12 protein-coding genes and 1 riboswitch are annotated in these 11,588 nt (G+C 70.6%); of the genes, 9 read left to right on the top strand and 3 right to left on the bottom strand.

What is annotated here, in order from left to right; genetic code table 11:
• Positions 1–118 precede the first annotated feature (118 nt).
• From ftsH to KIK05_RS24860, 7 genes are all read left to right on the top strand, one after another.
• On the top strand, positions 119–2,134 hold the full coding sequence (gene ftsH / locus KIK05_RS24830) for an ATP-dependent zinc metalloprotease FtsH (protein ID WP_214413223.1): 2,016 nt from the start codon (positions 119–121) through the stop codon (positions 2,132–2,134).
• Positions 2,135–2,137: 3 nt separating this feature from the next.
• The gene (folE, locus tag KIK05_RS24835) at positions 2,138–2,725 is read left to right on the top strand and encodes a GTP cyclohydrolase I FolE (RefSeq protein ID WP_214413224.1); all 588 of its coding nucleotides are present in this window, start codon (positions 2,138–2,140) and stop codon (positions 2,723–2,725) included.
• 197 nt (positions 2,726–2,922) lie between these two features.
• Positions 2,923–3,780 (top strand): dihydropteroate synthase, encoded by an 858-nt coding sequence (gene folP / locus KIK05_RS24840; protein ID WP_214413225.1) that lies wholly within the window; start codon positions 2,923–2,925, stop codon positions 3,778–3,780.
• On the top strand, positions 3,777–4,211 hold the full coding sequence (locus tag KIK05_RS24845) for a nuclear transport factor 2 family protein (RefSeq protein WP_214413226.1): 435 nt from the start codon (positions 3,777–3,779) through the stop codon (positions 4,209–4,211). Before folP ends, KIK05_RS24845 begins: the two co-directional genes overlap by 4 nt.
• 13 nt (positions 4,212–4,224) lie before the next feature.
• Positions 4,225–4,590 (top strand): dihydroneopterin aldolase, encoded by a 366-nt coding sequence (gene folB, locus KIK05_RS24850; RefSeq protein ID WP_214413227.1) that lies wholly within the window; start codon positions 4,225–4,227, stop codon positions 4,588–4,590.
• On the top strand, positions 4,590–5,096 hold the full coding sequence (gene folK / locus KIK05_RS24855) for a 2-amino-4-hydroxy-6-hydroxymethyldihydropteridine diphosphokinase (protein WP_214413228.1): 507 nt from the start codon (positions 4,590–4,592) through the stop codon (positions 5,094–5,096). Before folB ends, folK begins: the two co-directional genes overlap by 1 nt.
• Positions 5,097–5,221: 125 nt before the next feature.
• A complete protein-coding gene (locus KIK05_RS24860) occupies positions 5,222–5,677 on the top strand; it encodes a DUF3180 domain-containing protein (protein WP_214413229.1) in 456 nt (151 codons plus the stop codon).
• Positions 5,678–5,826: 149 nt separating this feature from the next.
• Here KIK05_RS24860 and KIK05_RS24865 read toward each other — a convergent pair whose 3' ends face one another.
• Entirely contained in the window at positions 5,827–6,999 is a 1,173-nt protein-coding gene (locus KIK05_RS24865) for an NADH-quinone oxidoreductase subunit D (RefSeq protein ID WP_214413230.1), read from the bottom strand.
• 18 nt (positions 7,000–7,017) lie between these two features.
• A complete protein-coding gene (locus KIK05_RS24870) occupies positions 7,018–8,259 on the bottom strand; it encodes an aminotransferase class V-fold PLP-dependent enzyme (protein ID WP_214413372.1) in 1,242 nt (413 codons plus the stop codon).
• 211 nt (positions 8,260–8,470) lie between these two features.
• A riboswitch (SAM riboswitch) is annotated at positions 8,471–8,586 on the bottom strand.
• 153 nt (positions 8,587–8,739) lie between these two features.
• Here KIK05_RS24870 and KIK05_RS49005 point away from each other — a divergent pair.
• Complete coding sequence (locus tag KIK05_RS49005) at positions 8,740–9,942, top strand: cytochrome P450 (RefSeq protein WP_214413231.1); 1,203 nt, start codon at positions 8,740–8,742, stop codon at positions 9,940–9,942.
• A gap of 22 nt (positions 9,943–9,964) precedes the next feature.
• Here the strand turns inward: KIK05_RS49005 and KIK05_RS24880 are convergent, their stop codons facing one another.
• The gene (locus tag KIK05_RS24880; protein ID WP_250563379.1) at positions 9,965–10,591 is read right to left on the bottom strand and encodes a TetR/AcrR family transcriptional regulator; all 627 of its coding nucleotides are present in this window, start codon (positions 10,589–10,591) and stop codon (positions 9,965–9,967) included.
• Between the two features lie 96 nt (positions 10,592–10,687).
• Between KIK05_RS24880 and mca the strand changes: the two genes are divergently transcribed.
• Complete coding sequence (gene mca, locus KIK05_RS24885) at positions 10,688–11,575, top strand: mycothiol conjugate amidase Mca (RefSeq protein ID WP_250563380.1); 888 nt, start codon at positions 10,688–10,690, stop codon at positions 11,573–11,575.
• Positions 11,576–11,588: the final 13 nt, after the last annotated feature.

Consider the following 11,588-nt stretch of genomic DNA (forward strand, 5'->3'; position numbering starts at 1 on the left):
GGTGCGATTACCTTCGGGTAGTCAGAAGGAGCGGTAAGGGATGCCGCTACCCCCGGGCTCGCCCGGGGCGTTCAGGCCGTGTTCAGGAAGGGACGGGCCCGCAGGGGTTCCGCATCGGATGGATCTCAAGCGATTTACACGTGGGCCACTGCTGTGGATCCTGGGCATCGTCGTGCTGCTCCTCCTCGCCTCCACATTCTGGAGCGGCAACAGCAACTATGCCCAGAGGGACACTTCGTTCGTCGTCAGCCAGATCCAAAAGGGCAATGTCGACAACGCGGTGGTCACCGACAAGGACCAGCGGATCGAGATCAAGACCCTCTCCAAGATCAATGGTGAGGATCGCTTCTACTCCTACTGGGTCCAGGGGCAGGGTGTCGAGCTTCAGAAGCAGCTCCAGGCCCAGGTCGACGCCGGCAAGCTGCCCAACGGTTACAAGGTCAACGTGCCGACCGAGAACTTCCTGGTCGGCCTGCTGGTCAGCTTCCTCCCCATCGTCGTCATCGTCCTGCTGTTCCTGTTCATCATGAACCAGATGCAGGGTGGCGGCTCGCGGGTCATGAACTTCGGGAAGTCCCGGGCCAAGCTGATCACCAAGGACACCCCCAAGACGACCTTCGCCGACGTCGCGGGCGCCGACGAGGCCATTGAGGAGCTCCAGGAGATCAAGGAGTTCCTGCAGGCCCCGGCCAAGTTCCAGGCGATCGGTGCCAAGATCCCCAAGGGTGTGCTGCTGTACGGCCCGCCCGGCACCGGTAAGACCCTGCTGGCCCGCGCCGTCGCGGGCGAGGCGGGCGTGCCGTTCTACTCCATCTCCGGTTCCGACTTCGTCGAGATGTTCGTCGGCGTCGGCGCCTCCCGCGTCCGCGACCTGTTCGAGCAGGCCAAGGCGAACGCGCCGGCGATCATCTTCATCGACGAGATCGACGCCGTCGGCCGCCACCGCGGCGCCGGCCTCGGCGGTGGTCACGACGAGCGTGAGCAGACCCTCAACCAGCTGCTGGTCGAGATGGACGGCTTCGACGTCAAGGGCGGCGTGATCCTCATCGCGGCGACCAACCGTCCCGACATCCTCGACCCCGCGCTGCTGCGTCCGGGCCGCTTCGACCGCCAGGTCGTCATCGACCGGCCCGACCTCGAGGGCCGCAAGGGCATCCTGCGCGTCCACGGGCGTGGCAAGCCGTTCGCGCCCGACGTCGACCTCGACGTCATCGCGCGCCGCACCCCCGGCTTCACCGGCGCCGACCTCGCCAACGTCATCAACGAGGCCGCGCTGCTGACCGCCCGCCAGGACCAGAAGCTCATCACCATGGGCCTCCTGGAGGAGTCCATCGACCGTGTGATGGCGGGTCCGGAGCGCAAGAGCCGGGTCATGTCCGACCAGGAAAAGAAGATCATCGCCTACCACGAGGGCGGGCACGCCCTGGTGGCGCACGCGCTGCCCAACTCCGACCCGGTGCACAAGATCACCATCCTGTCCCGGGGCCGGGCGCTGGGTTACACCATGACGCTCCCGATGGAGGACAAGTTCCTCGCCACCCGGTCGGAGATGATGGACCAGCTGGCGATGCTGCTCGGTGGGCGCACCGCCGAGGAGCTGGTCTTCCACGAGCCCACCACGGGCGCGGCCAACGACATCGAGAAGGCCACCTCCATCGCCCGCCGCATGGTCACCGAGTACGGCATGAGCGAGCACCTCGGCGCCCGCAAGTTCGGCACCGGTAACAGCGAGGTCTTCCTCGGCCGCGACATGGGCCACGAGCGCGACTACTCCGAGAAGATCGCCTCCACGATCGACGAGGAGGTCCGCAGGCTCATCGAGTCCGCGCACGACCAGGCCTGGGAGATCCTCGTCCAGTACCGCGACGTGCTCGACAACCTCGTGCTCGAGCTCATGGAGAAGGAGACCCTCTCCCGCGAGCAGGTCCTGGAGATCTTCTCCCCGGTGGTCGTGAAGGAGAAGCGTCCGTCCTACTCCGGGTACGGCAAGCGGCTCCCGTCCGACCGGCCCCCGGTGCTGACGGCCAAGGAGATCGCCGGCAACGGCAACGGCGCGGCGCTCCCCGCGGGCGACCAGATCGTCCAGGGCTCGCTGATCAACGACCACCACCCGTCGCCCCAGGACGAGGCCTGACGAGTGAGCGCCAACCCCCTCAAGGTCGACTCGGCCCGGATCGAGAAGGCCGTTCGCGAGATCCTTCTCGCGATCGGTGAAGATCCGGACCGGGACGGCCTGCTCGACACCCCGGCCCGGGTGGCTCGCGCGTACGCCGAGCAGTTCGCCGGGCTGGGGCAGAAGCCCGAAGAAGTCCTCACCACCGTCTTCGACGCCGACCACGACGAGATGGTGCTGGTGAAGGACATCGAGGTCTACTCCACCTGCGAGCACCACCTCGTGCCGTTCCATGGCCTCGCGCACGTCGGCTACGTGCCCAACGCGAAGGGCCAGATCACCGGCCTGTCCAAGCTGGCCCGGCTGGTCGACGTCTACGCCAGGCGCCCGCAGGTGCAGGAGCGCATGACGTCGCAGATCGCCGACGCCCTCATGCAGGTGCTGGAGCCGCGGGGTGTCATCGTCGTCATCGAGGCCGAGCACCTCTGCATGACCATGCGCGGTGTCCGCAAGCCGGGCGCGAAGACCATCACCTCCGCCGTGCGCGGCAGCTTCCGCGACAGCGACAAGACCCGCGCCGAGGCGATGGCCCTCATCCTCGGCCGCGGCTGACCCCGCGCTTCTCGCCGCCGAGCGGAGCGAGGCGGTCGAACCCGCGAGGGGCGCGGCGGTGGGGTGAGGAGGACGCTTCTCGCCGCCGAGCGGAGCGAGGCCATCGAACAGAGCACGAGGCAGGTCGAGCCGATTCGTTATCCACAAGCCGGACCCATGGCGCAGATCGTCCCCGGCGAGCACCTAGGCTTGACGCCATGACCGCATGGAAGGTGCCGGGCCTGCCCGACGAGAGGCGCTGCCTGGTCATGGGCGTGGTCAACGTCACCCCCGACTCCTTCTCCGATGGCGGCCGCTGGTTCGACCCCGAGGCGGCCGTGCGCCACGGCCTCGAACTGGTCGAGCAGGGCGCCGACATCGTCGACGTCGGTGGCGAGTCCACCCGCCCGGGCGCGGCGAGGGTCTCCCTCGACGAGGAGCTACGGCGGGTCGAGCCGGTGATCCGCGCTCTCTCCCAGGAGGGCGTCCCGGTCAGCGTCGACACGATGCGGGCCGAGGTCGCCGATGCCGCCGTGCGGGCCGGGGCCGCCATGGTCAACGACGTCAGCGGAGGCCTCGCCGACCCCGCCATGCCCCAGGTGGTGGCGTCCGCCGGGGTCCCCTATGTCGTGATGCACTGGCGCGGCCACAGCCAGGACATGGACGGCCGCGCCGTCTACTCCGACGTCGTCACCGAAGTGGCCGAAGAGCTGCGCAAGCGGGTCGATTCCGTGCTCGCCGAGGGGGTCGACGAGCGGCAGATCCTCATCGACCCCGGGCTCGGCTTCGCCAAGCGGCCCGAGCACAACTGGGCGCTGCTCGGCGGCATCCACAGGCTCGGCGAGCTCGGCTACCCGATCATCATCGGGGCGTCCCGCAAACGGTTCCTCGGCCGCCTGCTCGCCGAGCCCGACGGCACCCCGAGACCCTTCAGCGGCGCCGACGACGCCACCCTGGCGGTCACGGCGCTCGCCGCCCACGCGGGCGCCTGGTGCGTCCGGGTGCATCACGTGCGTCCGAATGCCGACGCGGTCCGCGTCGCCGCCGCCTGGCGGCGGGGGGAGGGGGCTCGATGAGCACGACCGCGGCAGAGATCGAGACGCTCAACGAGGCGTTCTACACGGCGATCGAGAGCGGCGACCTCGACCGTATGACCGAGATCTGGGCCGAGGACGAGGACGGCCGGGTGGCGATGTGCGTCCACCCGGGCTGGCCGATGTTGAGCGGGCGGGCCGAGGTGCTCCGGTCGTGGGCGCTGATCATGGCGAACACCCCCTACATCCAGTTCGTCCTGACCGACGTGCACACCACCGTGGTGGGCGACGTCGCGGTGCTCACCTGCGCCGAGAACATCCTGACCGCCGCCGACTCCGAGGATGCCACGTTCGCGGCCGGGCGCGTCGTCGCGACCAACACCTTCGTCCGCACTCCGGAGGGCTGGCGGCTCTGGTTCCACCACGGCTCACCGGTGCTGCAGGGCGATGACGACGACGAGAGCGAAGGCTGAGAGGCGGGGCACGATGAGCGGTCGGGACAGCGTGAGCCTGGTCGGGCTCCGGGCGCGCGGAAGGCACGGCTGCCTGCCCGCCGAGCGGGAGCTCGGACAGGAGTTCGTCATCGACGTCACGCTCTTCCTCGACACCGCTCCCGCGGCGGCCGGCGACGACCTCACCAAGACCGTCGACTATGGTGAGCTGGCCATGCGGCTGGTCGCCGTCGTCGAGGGCGAGCCGGTGAACCTCATCGAGACGCTGGCGCAGCGGCTGGCCGACGAGTGCCTGGCGAGCGAGCTGGTCGAGGAGGCCGAGGTCAGGGTGCACAAGCCGTCGGCTCCGATCCCTCTCCCCTTCGGCGATGTCGTGGTGACGGTCAGGAGGAAGCGGTGATGAAGGTCGTTCTGGCGCTCGGCAGCAATCTCGGCCGTCGCTTCGACACCCTTCAAGGCGCCGTCGACGCGCTTTTCGACGCCCCGGGGCTCGACTTCGTGGCGGTGTCCCCCGTCTACGAGACCGAGCCGGTCGGTGGTCCGGCCGGGCAGCGTCCCTATCTCAACGCCGTCGTGATCGGAAGCACGATGACGCTCGGCCCGAAGGCGATCCTCGAGCGGGCCATGGGAGTGGAGGCCGCCTTCGGGCGGGTCCGCACCGAGCGCTGGGGGCCGCGTACGCTCGACGTCGACGTGATCATGGTGGGTGATCTGCTCAGCGACGACCCGGAGCTGACGCTGCCGCACCCGCGCGCCCACGAGCGGGCATTCGTGCTGATGCCCTGGGCGCAGGCCGACCCCGGGGCGATGCTCCCGGGCCGCGGCTCGGTGGCGGGCCTGCTCGCCGCCCTCGACCAGCAGGGCGTCCACCTGCGCTCCGACCTCGCCCTGCAGCCGCCCGACTAGGGCGCCCCTCACCGCCCGAAAGCTACCGCGGCATCGAGGAGCGCCCACGCCACCGAGGTGATCGAACACAGCACGCAGGGGCGCCCGCTCGTGCCGGGTGCCGGGGGGAACGAAGAGGAGGATCCGTGAAACCGAGCCGTCCCGGCGTGCTCGTCCTACTGGTGGCCGCGTTCGCGGTCCTGACCTGGGCCGTGTTGCAGCAGATCTACTCCGACCTGCCCACCGTCCCGTGGACCGCCATCCCCACGGTGCTCCTGCTGGCGGTCGGTGAGGCGTACAGCGGGTGGATGACCCGTGCCCGCATCCGGCGCGCGCCCGACACCGAACCCGTCGAGCCGCTCGCGGTGGCCCGGCTGGCCGCGCTGGCCAAGGCCTCGGCGTACGTCGGCGCCGCCTGCGCGGGGTTGTTCGCCGGTTTCGTGTTCCATGTCCTGCCGCTGCTCGACCAGGACGTCCCCCGGCGCGACTTCTTCCTCGCGGGCGGGTCGCTGGTCGCCTGTGTGGTGCTGGTGTGCGCGGCGCTCTTCCTGGAGCACTGCTGCAGGGTCCCGAAGGGCCCCGACGACGACGTCAGGCGCTGAGGCCGCGGACAACGCCGCGGGGCCCGGCCTGAGCCGGACCCCGCGCTGCAAGGAGCCACCCTTGTATCTTCAACCCTGTCCCTTTACGCACCGATCCTCTGCTCGGGAAACAGGGGGCTAAACCCGTTTCGCGAGATGTTCCGCGCCGATCACTTGTCGATGTCGCCGACCACGAAGAACATCGAGCCGAGGATGGCCACCATGTCGGAGATCAGGTGGCCCGGCAGCATCTCCCGCAGCACCTGGATGTTGTTGTAGGACGCGCTGCGCAGCTTCAGCCGCCACGGCGTCTTCTCCCCGCGGGAGACCAGGTAGTAGCCGTTGAGCCCCAGGGGGTTCTCGGTCCAGGCGTAGGTGTGCCCTTCGGGGACCTTCAGCACCTTGGGCAGGCGCTGGTTGACCGGCCCGGGGGGCAGGGAGCGGAGCCGGTCCACGCAGGCGTCGGCGAGGTCGAGCGAGACCTTCACCTGGTCGAGCAGCACCTCGAAGCGGGCGTGGCAGTCTCCCGCCGAGCGGGTCACCACCTTGACGGGCAGTTCGGCGTAGGCGAGGTACGGCTCGTCGCGGCGCAGGTCGGCGTCGACGCCGGACGCCCGGGCGATCGGCCCGCTCACGCCGTACTGCATGATCGTCTCGCGGTCGAGGACGCCGACCCCGCGCGTGCGGGCGAGGAAGATCTCGTTGCCGTAGATGAGGTTCTCGATGTCGGGCAGCCGCTTGCGCACGTCGGCGACCGCCTGGGTGACCCGGTCGAGCCAGCCGTAGGGGAGATCCTCCTTCAGCCCGCCGACCCGGTTGAACATGTAGTGCATGCGGCCGCCGGAGATCTCCTCCATGACGGCCTGCAGCGTCTCGCGCTCACGGAAGGCGTAGAACACCGGGGTGATCGCGCCGAGCTCCAGCGGGTAGGAGCCGAGGAACATCAGGTGGTTGAGCACGCGGTTCAGCTCGGCGAGCAGCGTGCGGGCCCAGACCGCCCGCACCGGCACCTCCATGCCGAGCATGCGCTCGACGGCGAGCACGACGCCCAGCTCGTTGGCGAACGCCGACAGCCAGTCGTGCCGGTTGGCCAGCACGATGATCTGCCGGTAGTCGCGGACCTCGAAGAGCTTCTCGGCGCCGCGGTGCATGTAGCCGACGATCGGCTCGGCGGCCTCGATGCGCTCGCCGTCGACGGTGAGGCGCAGGCGCAGCACACCGTGGGTCGAGGGATGCTGGGGGCCGATGTTGAGGATCATGTCCTCGGTGGCCAGTTCCTTGGCCCCGGCCCCGATCCCCACGACCCGTTCCGTGCGCGCGCCTGTAGCGGGAGGTTCCGTCATGAAACCCATGCTGTCACGTCAGCGCCGGGACACCAGCTCCGAGAGGGCGTCGATCAGGCGGTGGATGTGCTCCTCGGTGGTGCCGATGCCGATGGAGGCCCGGACGGCTCCGGTGGTGCCGTCGGCACAGTCGCCGTCCGCCGTCCGCCCGACGCCGTCGAGCAGGTGCCGGACGAACGGGTGGGCGCAGAACTTGCCGTCGCGCACGCCGATGCCGTGGTCCGCCGACAGCGCCTCGGCGACCTCGCGGGCCGTCCAGCCGTCCACGACGAACGACACGATGCCGACGCGCGGGTGCGCGGGACCCCACAGCGACAGCTCGTGGACGCCGTCGATGGCGGCGATCCCGTCGCGCAGCAGCCTCAGCAGCCGCTCCTCCTCCTTGACCAGCGGCGTCCAGCCGGTCGCCGACAGCGCGTCGCAGGCGGCGGCCAGCGCGATGGCCCCGAGGACGTTCGGGGTGCCCGCCTCGTGCCGCTGCTCGGGGTCCGCGCTCCACTCGGTCTCCAGGGGCAGGCCCTGCCCGGTGCCGCCGGTGACCGCCTTGGAGGCGCCGCCGCCGAGCAGGTACGGCTCGGCCTGCGCCAGCCAGTCGCCCCGGCCGACCAGGGCGCCGGCGCCGAACGGCGCGTACAGCTTGTGGCCGGAGAAGGCGACGTAGTCGAGGTCGAGGGCGGTGATGTTCAGCCGCCGGTGCGGGACGAGCTGCGCGGCGTCGACCAGGATGCGGGCGCCGTGCCGGTGGGCGATGTGGGCCAGCGCGGCGATCGGCCAGAGCTCTCCGGTGACGTTGGAGGCGGCGGTGACGACCAGGAGCTTGGGCCCGTCGATGCCGGCCAGCGTCTCGTCGGCGGCGCGGACGGCCTCGCCGGGGAACGCCGGGGGCGCGAGCCGTACGGCGTTGGGCCAGGGCAGGAGGGACGCGTGGTGCTCGGTCTCGAACACGACGACGGTGGTGCCCTCGGGCAGGCAGCGGGCCAGGAGGTTCGAGGCGTCGGTGGTGTTGCGCGTGAACACGACGGCGTCACCGCGCCGCGCGCCGACGAAGCCGCGCACGGTGTGCCTGGCCTGCTCGTATCGCGCGGTGGTGAGCTGGGAGGCGTACCCGGCGCCGCGGTGCACGCTTGAGTAGGCCGGGAGCGCGGCGGCCACGGCGGCGCTCACCGGCTCCAGACAGGGGGCGCTGGCGGCGTAGTCGAGGTTCGCGTACCGCACCAGCTCACCTCCCTTGACCGGCACCTCCAGGTCGGCGCCCAGCACCGCCGGGACGGCGGGCGCGGATGGCCGTTCGTCGGTGGACCCGGTGCCGGCCGTGCCGCCGCCGGCGGAAGTCCAGCTCGACGTGGCGGGGGAGGGTCCGCCCTGGGCGCTCGGCTCGGAAGTGGCGGGGGAAGGGCTGCTCAGGACAGTCAGTACGGTCAACGCCGGCCTCCTAAGGTCAGGGACCCCGGCCATGGCGTTGGGATGACGGAGCCCGCGCTTGTCCGGCACACCTCGTGCCGGACCTGGTCCTCACCCGGGGCACCCCGCCGCGAGCGCGAGGGTTGCCGGCCAGCAAGCCGGGGCTTGACGCTGGCACTCATGACCTACGGGGGGACTATAACCCAATCCCCCACCGCCTCCGCAACCCAAGATCCTTCGAGGTGTCGCCGTCGCGGCCGGGGGGCGTGGGGGTGGGTCGGGGGGATCTTGGCTGGTGAGCGGGTGTTTCCGGGAGCTGATGGCGTTTACGATGTCTTCGTGCGGTTTGATCCTTGGAATCCGGAGTTCGTCGCCCACCCGTACGACGTCTACCGCGAGCTTCGCGACACGCGGCCGGTCAGCTTCTTCGAGCCCACCGGCCAGTGGCTGGTGGCGCGGCACCAGGACGTCAACGCGGCGCTGCGCGACCGCCGGCTGGGCCGGTCGTACCTCCACCTGGCCTCGCACGAGGAGTTCGGGCGGGAGCCGGAGCCGGAGTTCCAGGAGCCGTTCTGGAGGGTGGTCCGCGCCGGGATGCTCGACGTCGAGCCGCCCGTCCACACCCGGCTGCGCCGGCTGGTGTCCAAGGCGTTCACGCCTCGCATGGTCGAAGGGCTGCGCCCGAAGATCCGCCGCATCGCCGGGGAACTGGTCGACGGCTTCGTCGAGCGCGGTGGCGGCGACCTGCTCACGGAGGTCGCCGAGCCGCTCCCCGTGACGGTCATCGCCGAGATGCTGGGCGTGCCCGAGGCCGACCGGCACCTGCTGCGGCCGTGGTCGGCCGACATCTGCGGCATGTACGAGCTCAACCCCTCGCCCGAGGCGCAGCACACCGCCGTCCGCGCGGCGTCGGAGTTCGCGGGGTACCTGCGCGATCTGGCCGCGGCCCGCCGCCGCGACCCGGGCGACGACCTGATCAGCGCCCTGGCCCAGGTGGCCGACGAGGGCGACAGGCTGACCGAGGACGAGCTCGTCGGCACGTGCGTGCTGCTGCTCAACGCCGGCCACGAGGCGACGGTCAACGTCACCGGCAACGGCTGGTGGTCGCTGTTCCGCAACCCGGCGGAGCTGGAGCGGCTGCGCGGCGACCTCTCGCTGCTGCCGTCCGCCGTCGAGGAGCTGATGCGCTGGGACACCCCGCTGCAGATGTTCGAGCGGTGGGTGCTGGAGGACATCACGATCGGCGGCGTGGAGATCCCGAAGGGCGTCGAGGTCGCCCTGCTGTTCGGCTCCGCCAACCGCGACCCGGAGGTCTTCGACGACCCCGACCGGCTGGACGTGGGCCGCGAGGACAACCCGCACATCTCGTTCGGCGCGGGCATCCACTTCTGCCTCGGGGCTCCCCTGGCCCGAATCGAGCTCGTGGAGTCGTTCGGGGCCCTGCTGAAGGCCGCCCCCAAGATGGAGCTCATCGAGGAGCCGGCCTGGAAGCCGAACTACGTCATCCGCGGCCTGGAGTCGCTGAAGATCTCCATCGGCTGACCCGTCCGGTGCGCCGGCCGCGTCAGCGCACCGCGTAGCCGGTCAGGGAGGTCTCCAGCAGGCCGAAGACCTGCTCCCCCGCGCGCGTCAGGGCGGCGGCCATCTCGTCGTGGCCGCGCCCTTCCATGTTCAGGTCCATGGCGTGCTGGAACAGGGTGCGGTGGGCGGCGCCGAGCAGGGCTGCCGCGGCCCTGGGCGTGAGGTCGCCGGGGGCGGCCGCGGTGTCGGCGGCCAGGGCCTCGGCGAGGGCCTCTTCGCGCTGCTCGTGCAGCTCACGGAGCCGGGCGGTCAGGGTGGGGCTCTGTTTGATCATTCGCGCGAACGCCGGGCCGGCGAATCCGGCGACGGCGTCGTGCCGTTCCACGGCGGCCAGGTACGCGCGGCGCAGGGCCGCGAGCGCCGACTCGCCCGCCGGCCTGGAGGCGACGGTGCGGGCCAGGCTGGCGACGAACGTCTCGTGGATGTCGAGGGCCAGGTCCTCCTTGCGCGGGAAGTAGTTGGTGACGGTCATCTTGGCCACCTGGGCGGCGGCCGCGATCTCGGCGATGGTGACCGCCTCGAAGCCGCGCTCCTCGAACAGCCGGGTCGCGATGTTGGAGATCGCCTGGCGGGTCTGCTGCTTCTTCAGTTCCCGAAGTCCTCCGGTCATGTCGGCCATCCTTTCATGGGTCGAGCCTAAAATCATCCTTGACACTTCCTTAGGTCGAGTCTAATTTTATGCACGACCCAAGTAATAGGAGGCCGCATGAACCTGCGCATCACTCCAGGTGAGACCCTTCGCCTGATGACCGTGCACGCCCACCCCGACGACGAGTCCAGCAAGGGCGCCGCGACGCTGGCCAAGTACGCCGCCGAAGGCGTCGACGTCCTGGTCGTCACCTGCACCGGCGGTGAGCGGGGCGACGTGCTCAACCCCGCGATGGACCGGCCCGGCGTGCGGGAGAACCTCGCCGAGATCCGGCGGGCCGAGATGGATGAGGCCCGGCGGATCCTGGGCGTCCGGCAGCAGTTCCTGGGCTTCACCGACTCGGGGCTGCCCGCGGAGGGCGAGCCGCTGCCGGACGGATGCTTCGCGGTCCGGCCGCTGAAGGAGGCGACCGGCCGGCTGGTGGCGTCGATCCGCGAGTTCCGCCCGCACGTGATCGTGACCTACGACGAGACCGGCGGCTACCCGCACCCCGACCACATCAGGACCCACGAGGTCACCGTCGCCGCCTTCGACGCGGCCGGCGATCCCGACCGGTTCCCCGAGGCCGGCGAACCGTGGCGGCCGGCCAAGCTCTACTACCACGGCGCTCTGTCGAAGGCATGGTTCCAGGCCCTGCACGACGCCATGACCGAGCGCGGCATCGACTCCGGCATGGGGGCCGTGCTGGCCGAGTTCCCGGAAGGCGGTTCCGCGCCGGAGTTCTCCACACGCGTCCCCTGCGCGGAGTACTTCGAGGTCAGGGACCGGGCGCTGCTCGCGCACGCCACGCAGATCGACCCCGGCGCCGGATTCATGCTCCACGACCGGGACGTCGAGAGGGAGGTCTGGCCGACCGAGGACTACCACCTCGCGCGGTCCCACGTGACCGTCACGCTCCCCGAAGACGACCTGTTCGCCGGCCTGCGCCAGAGCCGGCGAGCGTGACGACCCCCCTGAG

It is taken from the genome of Sphaerisporangium fuscum (genome assembly GCF_018531465.1).
In the GTDB taxonomy this organism is placed as follows: domain Bacteria; phylum Actinomycetota; class Actinomycetes; order Streptosporangiales; family Streptosporangiaceae; genus Sphaerisporangium; species Sphaerisporangium fuscum.